17 protein-coding genes are annotated in these 16,434 nt (G+C 65.4%); 2 read left to right on the forward strand and 15 right to left on the reverse strand.

Going from position 1 to position 16,434, the window contains the following annotated elements; genetic code table 11:
* Window positions 1–5 precede the first annotated feature (5 nt).
* The 12 genes from HMPREF1224_RS17100 to HMPREF1224_RS17155 form a co-directional block, all read right to left on the reverse strand.
* Window positions 6–362, reverse strand: coding sequence for a PilZ domain-containing protein (locus HMPREF1224_RS17100; protein WP_003091119.1), 357 nt, complete (start codon window positions 360–362; stop codon window positions 6–8).
* A gap of 33 nt (window positions 363–395) precedes the next feature.
* Complete coding sequence (locus HMPREF1224_RS17105; protein WP_010793191.1) at window positions 396–1,382, reverse strand: DNA polymerase III subunit delta'; 987 nt, start codon at window positions 1,380–1,382, stop codon at window positions 396–398.
* Window positions 1,375–2,007: a dTMP kinase gene (gene tmk, locus HMPREF1224_RS17110; protein WP_003091125.1), complete on the reverse strand. Its 633-nt coding sequence runs from the start codon at window positions 2,005–2,007 to the stop codon at window positions 1,375–1,377. The genes HMPREF1224_RS17105 and tmk overlap by 8 nt, the downstream gene beginning before the upstream one ends.
* A gap of 28 nt (window positions 2,008–2,035) precedes the next feature.
* On the reverse strand, window positions 2,036–3,085 hold the full coding sequence (gene mltG, locus HMPREF1224_RS17115; protein WP_003104128.1) for an endolytic transglycosylase MltG: 1,050 nt from the start codon (window positions 3,083–3,085) through the stop codon (window positions 2,036–2,038).
* A gap of 5 nt (window positions 3,086–3,090) precedes the next feature.
* A complete protein-coding gene (pabC, locus tag HMPREF1224_RS17120) occupies window positions 3,091–3,906 on the reverse strand; it encodes an aminodeoxychorismate lyase (RefSeq protein WP_003110198.1) in 816 nt (271 codons plus the stop codon).
* On the reverse strand, window positions 3,906–5,150 hold the full coding sequence (fabF, locus tag HMPREF1224_RS17125) for a beta-ketoacyl-ACP synthase II (protein WP_003104132.1): 1,245 nt from the start codon (window positions 5,148–5,150) through the stop codon (window positions 3,906–3,908). Before fabF ends, pabC begins: the two co-directional genes overlap by 1 nt.
* A gap of 128 nt (window positions 5,151–5,278) precedes the next feature.
* Complete coding sequence (gene acpP / locus HMPREF1224_RS17130) at window positions 5,279–5,515, reverse strand: acyl carrier protein (protein ID WP_003091135.1); 237 nt, start codon at window positions 5,513–5,515, stop codon at window positions 5,279–5,281.
* A 195-nt stretch (window positions 5,516–5,710) separates the two neighbouring features.
* On the reverse strand, window positions 5,711–6,454 hold the full coding sequence (gene fabG, locus HMPREF1224_RS17135) for a 3-oxoacyl-ACP reductase FabG (protein WP_003091137.1): 744 nt from the start codon (window positions 6,452–6,454) through the stop codon (window positions 5,711–5,713).
* A gap of 22 nt (window positions 6,455–6,476) precedes the next feature.
* The gene (gene fabD, locus HMPREF1224_RS17140) at window positions 6,477–7,415 is read right to left on the reverse strand and encodes an ACP S-malonyltransferase (protein WP_003104134.1); all 939 of its coding nucleotides are present in this window, start codon (window positions 7,413–7,415) and stop codon (window positions 6,477–6,479) included.
* Window positions 7,416–7,520: 105 nt separating this feature from the next.
* A complete protein-coding gene (gene plsX / locus HMPREF1224_RS17145; RefSeq protein ID WP_071536045.1) occupies window positions 7,521–8,531 on the reverse strand; it encodes a phosphate acyltransferase PlsX in 1,011 nt (336 codons plus the stop codon).
* Between the two features lie 3 nt (window positions 8,532–8,534).
* Window positions 8,535–8,717, reverse strand: a complete 183-nt coding sequence (gene rpmF / locus HMPREF1224_RS17150; protein ID WP_003091143.1) for a 50S ribosomal protein L32 — start codon at window positions 8,715–8,717, stop codon at window positions 8,535–8,537.
* Window positions 8,718–8,730: 13 nt separating this feature from the next.
* Complete coding sequence (locus HMPREF1224_RS17155) at window positions 8,731–9,267, reverse strand: YceD family protein (protein WP_003091144.1); 537 nt, start codon at window positions 9,265–9,267, stop codon at window positions 8,731–8,733.
* A 109-nt stretch (window positions 9,268–9,376) separates the two neighbouring features.
* Between HMPREF1224_RS17155 and HMPREF1224_RS17160 the strand changes: the two genes are divergently transcribed.
* Complete coding sequence (locus HMPREF1224_RS17160) at window positions 9,377–9,955, forward strand: Maf family protein (RefSeq protein WP_003113992.1); 579 nt, start codon at window positions 9,377–9,379, stop codon at window positions 9,953–9,955.
* A 66-nt stretch (window positions 9,956–10,021) separates the two neighbouring features.
* On the opposite strand, the gene sppA is transcribed toward HMPREF1224_RS17160, so the two are convergent.
* Genes sppA through rluC form a run of 3 tightly spaced genes read right to left on the reverse strand, consistent with a single transcriptional unit; the run spans window position 10,022 to window position 12,636 of the window.
* Window positions 10,022–11,002, reverse strand: coding sequence for a signal peptide peptidase SppA (gene sppA / locus HMPREF1224_RS17165; RefSeq protein WP_010793193.1), 981 nt, complete (start codon window positions 11,000–11,002; stop codon window positions 10,022–10,024).
* On the reverse strand, window positions 10,995–11,687 hold the full coding sequence (locus tag HMPREF1224_RS17170) for an HAD-IA family hydrolase (protein ID WP_003091148.1): 693 nt from the start codon (window positions 11,685–11,687) through the stop codon (window positions 10,995–10,997). Before HMPREF1224_RS17170 ends, sppA begins: the two co-directional genes overlap by 8 nt.
* Window positions 11,680–12,636 carry a 23S rRNA pseudouridine(955/2504/2580) synthase RluC gene (gene rluC / locus HMPREF1224_RS17175; RefSeq protein WP_003104143.1) on the reverse strand — a complete coding sequence of 319 codons (957 nt, stop codon included), beginning with the start codon at window positions 12,634–12,636 and terminating at the stop codon, window positions 11,680–11,682. Before rluC ends, HMPREF1224_RS17170 begins: the two co-directional genes overlap by 8 nt.
* Before the next feature lie 576 nt (window positions 12,637–13,212).
* Here rluC and rne point away from each other — a divergent pair.
* Window positions 13,213–16,386 carry a ribonuclease E gene (rne, locus tag HMPREF1224_RS17180; RefSeq protein ID WP_010793194.1) on the forward strand — a complete coding sequence of 1,058 codons (3,174 nt, stop codon included), beginning with the start codon at window positions 13,213–13,215 and terminating at the stop codon, window positions 16,384–16,386.
* Window positions 16,387–16,434: the final 48 nt, after the last annotated feature.

A 16,434-nucleotide genomic window follows, 5' to 3' on the forward strand; every position in this document is an offset into this window, starting at 1 on the left:
TAGCGTTACATCGTGTGGGTCGGCCGGTCCGACTTCAGCGCCCCGGCCAGGTAGGTTTCGATCTTGTTGCGGGCGGTGTTGTCACCGTCGTTGAACTGCACGCCGATGCCAGCCGCACGGTTGCCCTGGGCGCCCTTCGGGGTGATCCAGACGACCTTGCCGGCCACCGGGATCTTCTCCGGCTCTTCCATCAGGTTGAGCAGCATGAAGACTTCGTCGCCGAGCTTGTAGTTCTTGTTGGTGGGAATGAACAGCCCGCCGTTCCTGATGAACGGCATGTAGGCGGCGTACAGCACGGACTTGTCCTTGATGGTCAAGGACAGGATGCCGTTACGCGGCCCCAGATTGGGTGGCAAACTCATGCAGGTTCCTGCCAGTCGAATATCAGCGGGATTCTAGCCCGGCCCGGGCAGGCTTGCCCACTGCACCAGCAGGGCTTCGAGAAGCAGGACACGGTTGAGGTTGGCCTTGTTCAACACTTTCTGCCGCTGTTGCAGCAGCCAGTCCTGCATGGCCAGCACCTTGGCCTGCCCGGATTTGTCGCCCAGGTACTGGATCACCTTGCGCATGTCGGCCAACCCCAGCCCCTCCTCGTCGTGGGTCAACTGGTAGCGCAGGATGCCCAGCGTCCAGTCGCAGAACCAGTCGAAGAGCAATGGCAACGGCACGCTGTTCCAGCTTTCGGCCAGTGGGCTGGCGGCGATCTGCTGCTTGAGCAGCTTCTTCACCCCCTCGACCACCTGCGCGCGCTGCTCGCGCACGCCCTGGCCGTGCAGGCGCTGGGCGGTGAGCGGCGAGCCGCCGGAAAGCGCCAACAGTTCCTCCAGGGCCTCGGCCGGCTCGTCGGGCAGGGCCCGCGCCAGCCATTCCAGACTCGCCGCCGCGCCCGGCAAAGGGCAGGCCTGCTGCACGCAGCGGCTCTTGATGGTCGGCAACAGGCGGCTGGGCTGGTGGCTGATCAGCAGCAGCACAGTATCGCCCGACGGCTCTTCAAGGCTTTTCAACAGGGCGTTGGCGGCGTTCACGTTCATCGCCTCGGCGGGTTCGAGCAACACGACCTTGCGCCCGCCCAGTTGCGCGGTCTGCACCACGAAGCCAACCAGGTCGCGGACCTGATCGACCCGGATCGGTTTCTCCGCCTCCTCCGGCTCCAGCACGAAGTAGTCCGGATGGGTACCGGCGGCCAGCAACTGGCAGGCCTTGCACTCGCCGCATGCGCCAGCGGCGGCAGGCCGCTGGCAGAGCAGTTGGGCGGCCCAATGCTCGGCCAGGGCACGCTTGCCGATCCCGGCGGGACCGTAGAGCAGATAGGCGTGGGCGTGCTGGGCGCGGCCGCCCAGTTGGTTCCAGAGCGCCTGCTGCCAGGGATAGATATCAGCCATTCAGACGCTCCAGCAGATTCGGCAGCAGCCGATCCAGGCCAGCCTGCACCTCGGCCAGCGGCAACCCGGCATCGAGCACCTGGTAACGCTCCGGGGCCTGCGCGGCGCGCTGCAGGTAGGTCTGACGCACGGCCTCGAAGAAGCGTCGGTCCTCCTGCTCGAAACGGTCGAGCCGGCCACGCGCCGCCGCCCGCGCCAGGCCGATTTCCACCGGCAGGTCGAAGACCAGCGTGAGGTCGGGCCGCAGGTCGCCCTGGACGAAGCTTTCCAGCGCGGCGATGCGCGCCTCCGGCAAACCGCGCCCGCCGCCCTGGTAGGCATAGGTGGCATCGGTGAAGCGATCGCAGAGCACCACGGCCCCGCGCGCCAGCGCCGGGCGGATGACCCCGGCGAGATGCTGGGCCCGCGCGGCGAACATCAGCAACAGCTCGGTATCGGCGGCCATCGGCTCGTCGCTGGGCGCCAGCAGCAGTTCACGGATGCGCTCGGCGAGAGGCGTGCCGCCAGGCTCGCGGGTCAACTGCACCTCGATGCCGCGCTCGCGCAGGCGCTCGGCCAGGTAGTCGCGGTTGGTGCTCTTGCCGGCCCCTTCCGGGCCCTCCAGGGTGACGAACAGGCCGGTCACACGGCACTCCTTATCTTGGCTGCGCCGCTCATTGTGGCGGCGGGGTGATGGGCGCGGGGCTGGAGCGATAGTCCGAGCGACGCTTCAACTGGTACTCGCGGACCGCCTTGTTGTGTTCGTCCAGGCTGCTGGAGAACACATGGCTGCCATCGCCGCGCGCCACGAAATACAGGGTCTCACCCTCGGCCGGATGCAGCGCGGCGCGAATCGCCTCGCGCCCGGCCAGGGCGATCGGGGTCGGCGGCATGCCCGGCACCACATAGGTATTGTAAGGGGTCGGTTCGCGCAGGTCGGCGCGGGTGATCTTGCCGTTGTAGCGCTCGCCCATGCCATAGATCACCGTCGGATCGGTCTGCAACAGCATGCCGCGCTGCAGGCGGCGGACGAAGACGCCGGCGATCTGCGAACGCTCTTCCGGCACGCCGGTTTCCTTTTCCACCAGCGAGGCCATGATCAGCGCCTGGTAGGCGTCGCGATAAGGCAGGTCCTGGCTGCGGCCATCCCATTCCTTGGCGAGGATGGTCTGCATGCGCTGGTAGGCCTTGCGCAGTATGTCGATGTCGCGCATGCCACGGGTGTAGCGGTAGGTATCGGGGAAGAAGCGCCCTTCGGCCACTTCGTCGGGCTTGCCGAGGCGTTGCATGATCTCGCCGTCGCTCAGGCCGGCCAGGGTCTGCTCCAGCTTGCCCTGCCTGGCGAGCGCTTCGCGCACCTGGCGGAAACTCCAGCCCTCGACCAGGGTCAGGCTGTACTGCACCACCTCGCCTTCACGCCAGAGTTCCAGCAGGTCGGCGCCCTTCATCCCCGGCAAGAGGCGGTATTCGCCGCTGTGCAGGGCCTGGCCCGGCAGGTTGAAACGCCAGTAGAGGCGCAGCCAGAACGCGCCATGGAGCACCTTTTCCTGCTCCAGACGCGCGAGCATGCCGCCCGGCGTGGAGCCCGAGGAAACGTCCAGCAGGCGCTCCTCGGTCAATTGCAGGGGCTGCTCCAGCGCCCGCTGCTGCTGCCATGCAGCCAGGCCGACGCAGAGGCCAACGAACAACAGGCCACTCTCCAGCAGCACCAGCAGTTTGCGCATCAAAGTCAGAAATCCAGGTCGTCGCGAAGTTGGTCTTGCAGTTTACGGGTCAGCTCGCCGACCGGCCAGACGTGCTCGTCCAATGCCCGGACCGGCCAGATGCCGAACTGGCTGTTGCACAGAAAGACCTCGTCGGCCGTCGCCAGTTCAGCCATGGAAACATCCCGTATCGCCAGCGGGACGCCGATTCCTTCGGCGCGCTCGAGCAATTCCGCGCGCATCACTCCAGCGACGCCGCAGCGCCGCAGGTCAGGCGCTACGAGGGTGCCGTCGAGAACCAGCAGCAGGTTGCTGAACACCCCCTCCACCACCCGCTCGTGCACGTCCAGCATGAGCCCTTCGGCATGCCCGGCGTCGCTCCACTCGGCACGGGCGAGGACCTGCTCCAGGCGATTGAGGTGCTTGAGGCCGGCCAGCAGGGGCTGCTCGGCCAGGCGCGTGCGGCAGGCGAACAGGCGCACGCCTTGCTGCCAGTGGCGCTCGGGATAGGCCGGACGCGGCGATCCGGAGAGGATTCGCCGCGGCGAGGCCTCGGCAGGCGGCGCGTAGCCACGCAAACCCTCGCCGCGGGTGACGATCAGCTTGGCGACACCGTCGCCCAGCGCCGCGCAGAACGCCAGCAACTCCTGGCGCAACGCCGCGGCGTCGAGAGGGATCGCCAGGCGCCGACACCCCTCTTCCAGGCGCGCCAGGTGGCGCTCCAGGAGACGCGGCGTGCCGGCGCGCACCGCCAGGGTCTCGAACAGCCCGTCGCCATAGGCCAGTCCGCGATCGCGCACGGACAGCTCGGCGGCGGGCCGGCCGTCGACCCAGTCCAGCATCAGTCGGCGAACCTGCGGAACACCAGGGTGCCGTTGGTCCCGCCGAAACCGAACGAGTTCGACAGGGCCACGTCGATCTTGCGCGGCTTGGCTTCGTGGGCCACCAGGTCGAGGTCGCAACCTTCGTCCGGGTTGTCCAGGTTGATGGTCGGCGGGGCGACCTGGTCGCGCAGGGCCAGCACGCTGAAGATCGCCTCCACCGCACCGGCGGCACCTAACAGGTGGCCGGTCATCGACTTGGTCGAACTCATCGACAGCGCATGGGCATGCTCGCCGAACACGCTCTTCACCGCGGCGATCTCGGCGATGTCGCCGGCCGGGGTGGAGGTGCCATGGGCGTTGATGTAATCGACCTGACGAGGATCCAGGCCGGCATCGCGCAGCGCGTTCTTCATGCAGCGGGCGGCACCGGCGCCGTCTTCCGGCGGCGCGGTCATGTGGAAGGCGTCGCCGCTCATGCCGAAGCCAACCAGCTCGGCATAGATCCGCGCGCCGCGGGCACGGGCGTGCTCCAGTTCTTCGAGCACCAGGGCGCCGGAACCGTCGGACAGGACGAAGCCGTCGCGATCCCGGTCCCACGGACGGCTGGCACGGGTCGGCTCGTCGTTGCGAGTGGAGAGCGCGCGAGCCGCGCCGAAACCACCCAGGCCGAGACCGCAGGCAGCCATTTCGGAACCGCCGGCGACCATCACGTCGGCCTCGCCATAGGCGATGTTGCGAGCAGCCATGCCGATGCTGTGGGTACCGGTGGTGCAGGCGGTGGTGAGGGCGTAGTTGGGCCCCTGCAGACCCAGGTGGATCGACAGGAAGCCGGAAACCATGTTGATGATCGAACCGGGCACGAAGAACGGCGAGATGCGCCGCGGCCCTTGCTCGAACAGGGATCGGCAGTTGTTCTCGATATTGGTCAGGCCGCCGATACCGGAACCCATGGATACGCCGATACGCTCACGATTGGCGTCGGTGACCTCCAGGCCGGAATCGCGAACGGCCTGGAAGCTGGCGGCGAGACCGTACTGGATGAACAGGTCGAGCTTGCGGGCTTCCTTGGCGGACAGGTATTCCTCGACATTGAAACCCTTGACCGAACCACCGAAGCGGGTGGAATAGGCGGACAGGTCCATATGCTCGATCGGGGCGATCCCGCTGCGACCGGCGAGAATACCTTCCCAACTGCTCGGGACATCCAGGCCCAGCGGCGACAGCATGCCCATGCCAGTAATGACGACGCGTCTACGCGACACTACGACTTCCTCTTTCTCATTTCACGGGGTTGCGCCGACAGACTACCAGGGTAGGTAAGGCGCTAAAGAAAAGCCGCACGCCCTTACAGGCTGTGCGGCTTTTCCACGTCGGAAAATCCGACGACTACTTATTGCTGGTGAGCAACGATGTAGTCGATGGCTTCCTGAACGGTGGTGATCTTTTCAGCTTTCTCGTCAGGGATTTCGGTCTCGAATTCCTCTTCCAGAGCCATCACCAGCTCGACGGTGTCAAGGGAGTCGGCGCCCAGGTCTTCGACGAAGGAAGCGCTGTTGGTGACTTCTTCTTCCTTCACGCCGAGTTGTTCAGCGACGATCTTCTTAACGCGTTCTTCGATGGTGCTCATACCTTGTTTTCACTCCTATGGAAAATCCGAGCAGCTGGGCTGCGGGTAAGTGTATAGAAAGGGTTTTCTGCTTTTCAAGCTGAACGCCTCACCTTCCCACGGCCACTTCGATAATTCTATCTAATAACCCGGCTGCAATTCCGCAACGAATTCTAGACAGCGCTTATGACAGACCCGAGAAAGGTAACGTCACATTCAGCTCATGTACATCCCACCATTGACCGGCACGGTGGCCCCGGTCACATAGGCTGCGCCGTCCGAAGCGAGGAAGCCGACCACCTTGGCGATCTCTTCCGCCTGCCCCAGGCGACCCAGCGGAATCTGGCCCAGCAGCGCTTCGCGCTGGGCTTCCGGCAGCTCGCGGGTCATGTCGGTGTCGATGAAGCCCGGCGCCACCGCATTCACGGTAATGGCACGCGAACCGACTTCCCGGGCCAGCGCACGGGTGAAGCCCTCCAGGCCGGCCTTCGCCGCGGCATAGTTGGTTTGCCCGGCATTGCCCATGGCGCCGACCACGGAACCGATGTTGATGATGCGCCCCCAGCGGGCCTTGGTCATACCGCGCAGAACGGCTTTCGACAGACGGTAGAGACTGTTCAGGTTGGTGTTGACCACATCGAACCACTCGTCGTCTTTCATGCGCACCAGCAGATTATCGCGGGTGATGCCGGCGTTATTGACCACGATCAGCGGTTGGCCGAGATGCTGCTGGATGTGCTCCAGGGTCGCGGCTACGGATTCGTCGCTGGAAACGTCCAGGACCAGGCCCGCACCCTCGACGCCATTGGCCTTGAGGGTTTCGGCGATCTTCTCGGCGCCGGACGCGCTGGTCGCGGTGCCGATGACCACGGCACCCAGGCGCCCCAGTTCCAGCGCAATCGCCTGGCCGATGCCACGGCTGGCGCCGGTTACCAATGCGACCTTACCTTGCAGACTCATGGGATTCTCTCCTTTCTCTCTCTCAGGCCAGGGCGGCGCGCGTGGCGGCGAACGCCTCGACGCCATCCAGGCCATGGGTATTGATGCCCTTCGCGCAGCGCCTGTTGAGGCCTGCCAGGACCTTGCCCGGCCCGCACTCGACCAGCTCGGTGACGCCCTTTTCCGCCAGCAGCTGGATGCTCTCCACCCAGCGAACCGGGCTGTACAGCTGTGCCAGCAGGTCGCGGCGCAGCGTATCGAGATCAGCCGGCACGGCGGCGCTGACGTTCTGCACCAGCGCAATCTTCGGCGCCTGCCACTGCAGGCTTTCGACCGAGGCGGCGAACTGCTCGGCGGCCGGACGCATCAGTTCGCAATGCGACGGCACGCTGACTGGCAGCGCCACCGCGCGCTTGGCGCCGCGTGCCTTGCATGCCTCGATGGCACGCTCAACGGCAGCCGCGGCACCGGCGATCACTACCTGCCCCGGCGCGTTGAAGTTGACCGCGCTGACCACCTCGCCCTGGGCCGCCTCGGCACAGGCCGCCAATACATCGGCGTCTTCCAGGCCAAGGATCGCGGCCATGCCGCCCTGCCCCGCCGGAACCGCCTGCTGCATCAGTTGGCCCCTACGCTCGACCAGCTTGACCGCATCGGCGAACGCCAGGCTTTCGGCCGCGACCAGCGCGGAATATTCGCCCAGGCTGTGCCCGGCGACGAACGCCGGGCGCGCACCGCCCTCGGCCAGCCAGAGGCGCCAGAGCGCGATCGAAACCGTGAGGATGGCCGGCTGGGTCTTGTCGGTCTGGTTCAGGTGCTCTTCAGGACCATTCTGGACCAGCGCCCAAAGGTCGTAACCGAGCGCCTCGGAGGCCTCGGCGAAGGTATCGCGCACCAGCGCCTGCTGGGCGCCCAGCTCGGCCAGCATGCCGAGGGATTGCGAACCCTGGCCAGGGAAGACGAATGCGAGGGATGCAGACATTGAATAGGTCCCTTGTGGTCTTTTGCTCGTCGGAGATAACGCGCCAGCCGCGACTGGCGCAGGAAACTGAGTGTTGGATGGCTGCCTGGACCGCCCGGTCACACATTAGAGCAGCAGATGCTCGAGACGGCCATGCAATCGTTGCGGCAGGTTTTCCCGGACTTCCAGTGCCGCGCGACGCAAGGCGCTCTGGAAACCCTCCTCGGCGGCAGACCCATGGCTTTTCACCACTATCCCCTGCAATCCGAGGAAACTGGCGCCGTTATAGCGTGCCGGAGCGATATCGCCGCGCAGCCGGCGCAGCAGCGGCAACGCCAGCGCACCGACCAGCTTCGCCGCCAGTCCATCGCGGAAGCGCTGTTCGATCCGCGCCGACACCATGGCAGCCAGGCCTTCGCTGGCTTTCAGCAGGATGTTGCCGACGAAACCGTCGCAGACCACCACGTCGGCCTCGCCGCGATACAGGCCATCGCCCTCTATATATCCGCTGAAATTCAACCCCTGCGCCTTCTGCAACAGACTCGCCGCCAGCTTGACCTGCTGGTTGCCCTTGATCTCCTCGGTCCCCACGTTGAGCAGGGCGACCCGGGGCGAGACGCAGCCCAAGGCCTCTGCCGCCACCGCGCCCATCACCGCGAACTGATAGAGATGCTCGGCACTGCAATCCACGTTGGCGCCGAGGTCGAGCAGATGACAATGCCCCTTCTCGGTCGGAACCGCCGTCACCATCGCAGGGCGGTCGATACCGGGCAGGGTCTTCAGCAGGTGCCGCGACAGCGCCATCAACGCCCCGGTATTGCCGGCGCTGACGCACGCGTGCGCCGGGCCGTCGCGGACCAGCTCCAGCGCCACGCGCATGGAAGCGTCCGGCTTGCCACGCAAGGCCTGGGAGGGACGCTCGTCTGAACCTATCACTTCGCTGGCCGCATGCACACGCAGGCGCTGCCGGTCGAGCGACGGATAGCGGGAAAGGAGTTCTTCGAGGAGGGCAGGCTGACCGACGAGGATCAGTTGCGAAGAGGAATTCTCGGCCAGGAAGGCAATAGAGGCCGGAACAACGCAGTGGGGACCGAAGTCCCCACCCATTGCATCAATCGCGATGATTGGTGCGGACAAGGATTACTCGTCGGAGCCCTTGTCTACTACCTTACGGCCGCGATAGAAGCCGTCCGGGGATACGTGGTGGCGCAGGTGGACTTCACCGGTGCTCTTTTCCACGGACAGAGCATTGGACTCGAGCGCATCGTGGGAACGACGCATGTCACGAGCGGAACGAGACTTTTTGTTCTGCTGAACAGCCATGATTGATTAACTCCTAAACGTTTGGGTCACGCTTCAACTGTGCCAGTACGCTGAACGGATTAGGACGCTTGTCCTCGACTTCGCTCGACTCCGGCTCGTCTTCGACGACGAATCCAGCCGGGTGCTGACATACTTCGGGGTCATGGGCCGGAACGATGGGTAAGGCGAGCAACAGCTCGTCCTCGACCAGCGCCAGCAGGTCCAGGGGTTCCTCCCCCACTTCCAGCGCATCGTACCCCTTCGGCAGACCGTCGGCGGACTGACCTTCCCGAAGAATGGCGTAGGTATATTCGCCATGCACGGGAATGGCCGCCGCATCCAGGCAGCGTTGGCATACCATGCTCACCTCGGTATCGAGCTGCATATGCATGACCGCCAGCTTCTGGTGGTCGCGCTCGAAGGAAACCTTCACGCGCACCTCACCGGCATCGCTGGTCAGTTGCTCGCATACACGCGGCATATCGGCGAGCGCGTACACACCCTCGAGGGTGGCGCCGCGGTCGACCAACTTGCGCGGATCGATATGAGGTGGAATCGGCCCATTCAACATAAGCGCGCCATTATAGGGACGCCCCCGCGCCTGTCAAAGGAAATTAGCCATAAACCGCTGTAAGGACGAGTCTTTTCGTTAAAATCGGCCGCTCGCCATGGAGAACCTCATGCCCGACCTGATCCTCGCCTCCAGCTCCCCCTACCGACGCGAACTCCTGACCCGCCTGCGCCTTCCCTTCGAAAGCGCCAGCCCCGATATCGACGAAAGCCATCGCGCCGGGGAAAGTGCCGAGGAACTGGTGCGCCGCCTTTCCGCCAGCAAGGCCGAAGCGCTGGCCGGACGCTATCCGCAACACCTGGTGATCGGCTCCGACCAGGTCGCCGTACTCGACGGCAACATCCTCGGCAAGCCGCACACCCCCGAACGCGCCATCCAGCAGCTACGGGACGCCAGCGGCAAGAGCGTGACCTTCCTCACCGGACTGGCCCTCCTCAACAGCGCCAGCCGACGCATCCAGGTGGCATGCGTGCCGTTCACCGTGCACTTCCGCCACCTCGACGAGAGCCGCATCCGCCGCTACGTCGAAGCGGAACGCCCGCTGGACTGCGCCGGCAGCTTCAAGGCGGAAGGCCTGGGCGTCAGCCTGTTCCGCTCCACCGAAGGAGAGGACGCCACCAGCCTGGTGGGACTGCCCCTGATCCGCCTGGTCGACATGCTCCTCGAGGAAGGCGTCGAAATCCCCTGAGCCGGCATTCCATATAAAGAAGCCCGGCTTCGGCCGGGCTTCTTTATATAAGGAAGGGAAACACCCTCAGCGCAGTACCGGCCCCTGCCAGCCCATCCACAGCGCGAGGCGCTCCGCCACACTGGCACCGAACTTCTTGGCGAAGCGATCGAAAGGCGACTCCTGCACGGTGTAGTCCTCGATCTTCTTCTCCTTCACCACTTCGCGCGCCACATAGCTGGCATTGCCCAGGCCGTCGATCAAACCGAGCTGCAATGCCTGTTCGCCGGACCAGACCAGACCCGAGAACAGCTCCGGATGCCCCTCGACCTTGAGCCGGTCGCCGCGCCCTTTTTTCACGCTGTCGATGAACTGCTTGTGGGTGGTATCCAGCACCTGCTGCCAGAACTGGGTCTCCTCGGGCTTTTGCGGCTGGAAAGGATCGAGGAACGACTTGTGCTCGCCGGAGGTATAGACGCGCCGCTCGACACCGAGCTTCTCCATGGTGCCGACGAAACCGAAGCTGGCCGCCGTCACACCGATGGAGCCGACCAGGCTGGCCTTGTCGGCGTAGATCTGGTCGGCGGCGCTGGCGATGTAGTAGGCGCCGGAGGCACCCAGGTCGCTGATCACCGCATAGACCTTGACGTTCGGGTGCTCGCCGCGCAGGCGACGAATCTCGTCATAGATATAGCCCGACTGCACCGGACTGCCGCCCGGACTGTTGATCCGCAGGACGATCCCCTTGGTACCCTCATCCTTGAACGCCGCGCGCAGGGCCGTGACGATATTGTCGGCACTGGCCGGCTCATCGTCGGCGATCATGCCCTTCACCTCGATCAGTGCCGTGTGGCTACCGCTGCGCGAGGCCGATTTCTCCAGGCTGCCGAACGGACTGAAGGCCAGCAGCACGACAAAGAGATAGATGAAGGTCAGCGACTTGAAGAATATCCCCCAGCGCCGCGCCCGCCGCTGCTCCTGGACCCCGGCGAGAACCGCCTTCTCCAGCAGCTTCCAGCTCTTGTCGTCATTCGCCTTCGGCGTTTCCGACCTCCACTCGTCAGACATGTTCAACCACTCCTGAAACCGCCTCACGTCGAGCACCGCCCAACCAGGCGCGCAACTCGGTGAAATGCTCAACTTCCAGCCGCGGCGCATAAGGCCGCAACTGCTCCAGCGATTGGGCGCCATAGGCCACCGCAACCGAATCCATCCCCGCCCGCCGCGCCATTTCCAGGTCGAACGGCGAATCACCGATCATCAGCGCCCGCCCCGGCTCGACCCGGCAGTGCGCCAGGATCTCGTGGAGCATCAACGGGTCCGGCTTGCTGGCCGTTTCGTCGGCGCAGCGGGTGATATCGAAGAAATCGCTCCAGCCATGCCCCGCCAGCACCCGGTCCAGGCCGCGCCGACTCTTGCCGGTGGCGACCGCCAGGCGGAACCCGGCCTCGCGAAAATGCACCATGGCTTCGGCCACGCCGGGGAACAACCGCGACGGCTGCGCCTCCTGCGCCAGGTAATGCTCACTGTAGGCACGCCGGAAACGCTCGACCAGAGCAGGGTCGCCAACCTCCGGATAGAGCGAAGCGATCGCCTCGGGCAAGCCGAGGCCGATGATGCCCTTGATCCGGGTATCGTCCCGCTCCGGCAGAGCGGTTTCCCGCGCCGCCGCCTTCATCGAATCGACGATGCGCGCGATCGAGTCGACCAGGGTGCCGTCCCAATCGAATACCAGCAACGCGTAATCAGTCATTCAAACGCTCCAGCGAACGCTGCCACATCTCGTCCACCGGCGCCTCCAGCTCCAGCACCTGCCCGTCGGGCAGCGGCACGCGCAACTGCGCGGCATGCAGGAACAGGCGCTTGCCGCCCAGCTCGCGGATCTCGCGGGAGAAATCCTCGTCGCCATACTTCGGGTCGCCGGCGATGGCATGCCCGGCGTGCTTGGCATGCACGCGGATCTGGTGGGTCCGCCCGGTGATCGGGCGTGCTTCCACCAGGGTGGCGAAATCGCCGAAGCGACGCAGCACCCGGAACTCGGTCAGCGCGTCCTTGCCCTCGACGTTCACCTCGACCATCCGCTCGCCCGAACGCAGGTTGTTCTTCAGCAGCGGCGCGCGCACGTTCTTCTTGCCAGCCGGCCAGTGGCCACGGACCAGGGCGTGATAGCGCTTGTCGACGATCTTCTCGCCCCGCAGGGCCTCATGCAGGTGACGCAACATGCTGCGCTTCTTGGCGATCATCAGCAGGCCGGAGGTATCGCGATCGAGACGATGCACCAATTCGATATCCTTGGCATCGGGGCGCAACTGGCGAAACACCTCGATGACCCCGGCGCTCACGCCGCTGCCGCCATGCACGGCGATCCCGGCGGGCTTGTTGACCACGATCAGCGCCTTGTCCTCGTAGACGATCGCCGCCTCCATCCGCTCCAGCAGCCCCTGCGCCAGCGGCGCCGGCTCATCACGCTCGGCCAGGCGCAGCGGCGGCACGCGCACCTGGTCTCCGGCCTGGAGCCGATAGTCGGGCTTGATCCGCCCCTTGTTCACGCGCACTTCGCCCTTACGCAGGATGCGATAGATCAGGGTCTTGGGCGCACCCTTGAGACGGGCGATAAGGAAATTGTCGATACGTTGACCAGCCAGTTCCGGCGGCACATCGAGCAGCTGGACACCGGTGGTCGGAGAGGCGGGAGTAGTCATCCGTACATCATAACAATTTTTCATTCAATTGAAGCACTTAATCATTGCTGCTATAGTCGGGAAGCCGCCATAAGCGGCCTGGCCTGCGGATGATTGCCAACCTGCATTTCCCCCTCGCCTGCAAACACTTTGAACGGACGTCAGGCCGTCCTACAGAGGCGTTTCAGCGGAAATACGAAAATTTCCAACCCGCTAACGACTCGAAACCAAAGCCTTGAAACATGAGCCGCGACCACTTCGGTGAGCGCGAGATGCCAACCCGCTCCGGATACTGCGAGCGGCGCCCGATTCTTAAGGAACATGTGTAGGGTGGAGATGTACGGCTATTGGACTGCGTAGCTTCTAGCTTGATCCAGACGCATTTTTCGTCCGCCTCCGACAGCCGATTCCTCCTCCTGACTCAAGTGCTTCTGAAACACAGGAAGCAGGAGACGTAGTCGCGGACCGGCACCCAGTGCCGAGCGCCGCTGGACACGGGAATGGCCCGCCATTCCTGAATACGCGCCCGAGCACCGACCGTGAGAGTCGTGTGTGCCGATCGCCGTTTCCGGTAGCCCCGGAAACCATTGGTACTACATGAAAAGAATGCTGATCAACGCGACTCAACCCGAGGAGTTGCGTGTTGCACTGGTCGACGGCCAACGCCTGTTCGACCTCGACATCGAGTCGGGCGCCCGCGAGCAGAAGAAGGCCAACATCTACAAAGGCCGCATCACTCGCGTCGAACCCAGCCTCGAAGCCGCCTTCGTCGACTTCGGCGCCGAACGCCACGGCTTCCTCCCCCTCAAAGAAATCTCCCGCGAATACTTCAAGAAATCCCCCGAAGGCCGGATCAACATCAAGGAAGTCCTGAGCGAAGGCCAGGAAGTCATCGTCCAGGTCGAGAAGGAAGAGCGCGGCAACAAGGGCGCCGCCCTGACCACCTTCATCAGCCTGGCCGGCCGTTACCTGGTGCTGATGCCGAACAACCCGCGCGCCGGCGGCATCTCCCGCCGTATCGAAGGCGAAGAACGCAACGAGCTGCGCGAGGCCCTGAACGGCCTCAACGCACCGGCCGACATGGGCCTGATCGTGCGCACCGCCGGCCTCGGCCGCAGCACCGAGGAACTGCAGTGGGACCTCGACTACCTGCTGCAACTGTGGAGCGCGATCAAGGAAGCGTCCGGCGAACGTGGCGCGCCCTTCCTGATCTACCAGGAAAGCAACGTCATCATCCGCGCCATCCGCGACTACCTGCGCCAGGACATCGGCGAAGTGCTGATCGACAGCATCGACGCCCAGGAAGAAGCCCTGAACTTCATCCGCCAGGTGATGCCGCAGTACGCCAGCAAGGTGAAGCTGTACCAGGACAGCGTTCCGCTGTTCAATCGCTTCCAGATCGAGAGCCAGATCGAGACCGCCTTCCAGCGTGAAGTGAAGCTGCCGTCCGGCGGCTCCATCGTCATCGACCCGACCGAGGCCCTGGTTTCCATCGACATCAACTCGGCGCGCGCCACCAAGGGCGGCGACATCGAGGAAACCGCCCTGCAGACCAACCTGGAAGCGGCCGAGGAAATCGCCCGCCAGCTGCGCCTGCGTGACATCGGCGGCCTGATCGTCATCGACTTCATCGACATGACCCCGGCGAAGAACCAGCGCGCCGTGGAGGAGCGTGTCCGCGAAGCCCTCGAGGCCGACCGCGCGCGCGTCCAGGTCGGTCGCATCTCGCGCTTCGGCCTGCTGGAAATGTCCCGCCAGCGCCTGCGTCCGTCCCTCGGCGAGACCAGCGGCATCGTCTGCCCGCGCTGCAACGGCCAGGGCATCATCCGCGATGTCGAGTCGCTGTCGCTGGCCATCCTGCGCCTGATCGAGGAAGAAGCCCTGAAGGACCGCACCGCGGAAGTCCGCGCCCGCGTGCCCTTCCAGGTCGCCGCCTTCCTGCTCAACGAGAAGCGCAACGCCATCACCAAGATCGAACTGCGTACCCGCGCGCGCATCTTCATCCTGCCGGACGATCATCTGGAAACCCCGCATTTCGAAGTCCAGCGTCTGCGCGATGACAGCCCCGAACTGGTTGCCGGCCAGACCAGCTACGAAATGGCCACCGTCGAGCACGAAGAAGCCCAGCCGGTCAGCTCGACCCGCACCCTGGTCCGCCAGGAAGCAGCAGTCAAGACCGTCGCTCCCCAGCAGCCCGCACCGCAACACACCGAAGCACCGGTCGAGCCGGCCAAGCCGATGCCCGAGCCGAGCCTGTTCCAGGGCCTGGTGAAGTCCCTGGTCGGCCTGTTCGCAGGCAAGGATCAACCTGCCGCCAAGCCTGCTGAAACCAGCAAGCCGGCTGCCGAGCGCCAAACCCGCCAGGACGAGCGTCGCAACGGCCGCCAGCAGAACCGCCGCCGCGATGGCCGCGATGGCAATCGCCGCGACGAAGAGCGCAAGCCCCGCGAGGAACGCGCAGAGCGCCAACCGCGCGAAGAGCGCGCCGAACGCCCGAACCGCGAAGAGCGCAGCGAACGCCGCCGCGAAGAGCGCGCCGAGCGCCCGGCTCGCGAGGAGCGCCAGCCGCGCGAAGGCCGTGAAGAGCGCGCCGAGCGGACGCCCCGCGAAGAACGCCAGCCGCGCGAAGGCCGCGAAGGTCGCGAGGAACGCAGCGAACGCCGCCGCGAAGAGCGCGCCGAACGCCCGGCTCGCGAAGAGCGCCAACCCCGCGAAGGCCGTGAAGAACGCGCCGAGCGCCCGACCCGCGAAGAGCGCCAGCCGCGCGAGGATCGCCAGGCTCGCGACGCCGCGGCCCTGGAAGCCGAGGCGCTGCCGAACGACGAGAGCCTGGAGCAGGACGAGCAGGACGATACCGATGGCGAGCGCCCGCGCCGCCGCTCCCGCGGCCAGCGTCGTCGCAGCAACCGCCGCGAACGCCAGCGCGAGGTCAGCGGTGAGCTGGAAGGCAGCGAGGCGACCGATAACGCCGCCGCGCCGCTGAACACCGTCGCAGCCGCCGCTGCTGCCGGTATCGCTGTCGCCAGCGAAGCCGTAGAAGCAAACGTGGAGCAAGCCCCGGCCACTACCAGCGAGGCTGCCAGCGAAACCACGGCAAGCGATGAAACCGACGCGCCGACCAGCGAAGCCGTCGAAACCCAGGGCGCGGCCAGCGAGGCCAATGCCGGCGAAACCGCCGACATCGAAGCGCCGGTGACCGTCAGCGTGGTCCGGGACGAAGCCGACCAGAGCACCCTGCTGGTCGCGCAAGCCACTGAAGAAGCTCCCTTCGCCAGCGAAAGCGTGGAAAGCCGCGAAGACGCCGAGAGCGCCGTGCAACCGGCAACGGAAGCGGCCGAAGAAGTTGCCGCCCCGGTGCCCGTCGAAGCAGCAGCCCCTAGCGAGCCCGCAACCACCGAGGAGCCGACCCCGGCCATCGCGGCGGTGCCGGCCAACGCGACCGGCCGTGCCCTCAACGACCCACGGGAAAAACGTCGCCTGCAACGCGAAGCCGAGCGTCTGGCACGCGAAGCCGCAGCAGCAGCCGAAGCGGCAGCTCAGGCCGCTCCCGCCGTCGAGGAGGTCCCGGCTATAGCGAGCGAGGAAGCGTCGGCCCAGGAGGAACCTGCTGCCCCCCAGGCTGAAGAAATCGCCCAGGCCGACGTTCCGTCCCAGGCGGACGAAGCCCAGGAAGCGGTACAGGCCGAGCCTGAAGCTTCCGGCGAAGACGCCACCGACACGGAGCACGCGAAAAAGGCCGAGGAAAGCGAAACCTCGCGCCCGCATGCCTGAGTGACAGACTGAAAAAAGGGGATGCCATGGCATCCCCTTTTTTTGCGC

It is taken from the genome of Pseudomonas sp. P179, assembly GCF_000478485.2.
GTDB classification, from domain to species: domain Bacteria; phylum Pseudomonadota; class Gammaproteobacteria; order Pseudomonadales; family Pseudomonadaceae; genus Pseudomonas; species Pseudomonas aeruginosa.

What these genes read in the sequence shown, in the direction of transcription:
- HMPREF1224_RS17155 (WP_003091144.1), bottom strand. Translation starts at nt 9,267, where the DNA reads ATGTTGAATGGGCCGATTCCACCTCATATCGATCCGCGCAAGTTGGTC.
- acpP (WP_003091135.1), bottom strand. Translation starts at nt 5,515, where the DNA reads ATGAGCACCATCGAAGAACGCGTTAAGAAGATCGTCGCTGAACAACTC.
- pabC (WP_003110198.1), bottom strand. Translation starts at nt 3,906, where the DNA reads ATGCTGGACTGGGTCGACGGCCGGCCCGCCGCCGAGCTGTCCGTGCGC.
- HMPREF1224_RS17170 (WP_003091148.1), bottom strand. Translation starts at nt 11,687, where the DNA reads ATGACTGATTACGCGTTGCTGGTATTCGATTGGGACGGCACCCTGGTC.
- fabD (WP_003104134.1), bottom strand. Translation starts at nt 7,415, where the DNA reads ATGTCTGCATCCCTCGCATTCGTCTTCCCTGGCCAGGGTTCGCAATCC.
- rpmF (WP_003091143.1), bottom strand. Translation starts at nt 8,717, where the DNA reads ATGGCTGTTCAGCAGAACAAAAAGTCTCGTTCCGCTCGTGACATGCGT.
- rne (WP_010793194.1), top strand. Translation starts at nt 13,213, where the DNA reads ATGAAAAGAATGCTGATCAACGCGACTCAACCCGAGGAGTTGCGTGTT.
- fabG (WP_003091137.1), bottom strand. Translation starts at nt 6,454, where the DNA reads ATGAGTCTGCAAGGTAAGGTCGCATTGGTAACCGGCGCCAGCCGTGGC.
- rluC (WP_003104143.1), bottom strand. Translation starts at nt 12,636, where the DNA reads ATGACTACTCCCGCCTCTCCGACCACCGGTGTCCAGCTGCTCGATGTG.
- HMPREF1224_RS17100 (WP_003091119.1), bottom strand. Translation starts at nt 362, where the DNA reads ATGAGTTTGCCACCCAATCTGGGGCCGCGTAACGGCATCCTGTCCTTG.
- HMPREF1224_RS17105 (WP_010793191.1), bottom strand. Translation starts at nt 1,382, where the DNA reads ATGGCTGATATCTATCCCTGGCAGCAGGCGCTCTGGAACCAACTGGGC.
- HMPREF1224_RS17160 (WP_003113992.1), top strand. Translation starts at nt 9,377, where the DNA reads ATGCCCGACCTGATCCTCGCCTCCAGCTCCCCCTACCGACGCGAACTC.
- sppA (WP_010793193.1), bottom strand. Translation starts at nt 11,002, where the DNA reads ATGTCTGACGAGTGGAGGTCGGAAACGCCGAAGGCGAATGACGACAAG.
- mltG (WP_003104128.1), bottom strand. Translation starts at nt 3,085, where the DNA reads ATGCGCAAACTGCTGGTGCTGCTGGAGAGTGGCCTGTTGTTCGTTGGC.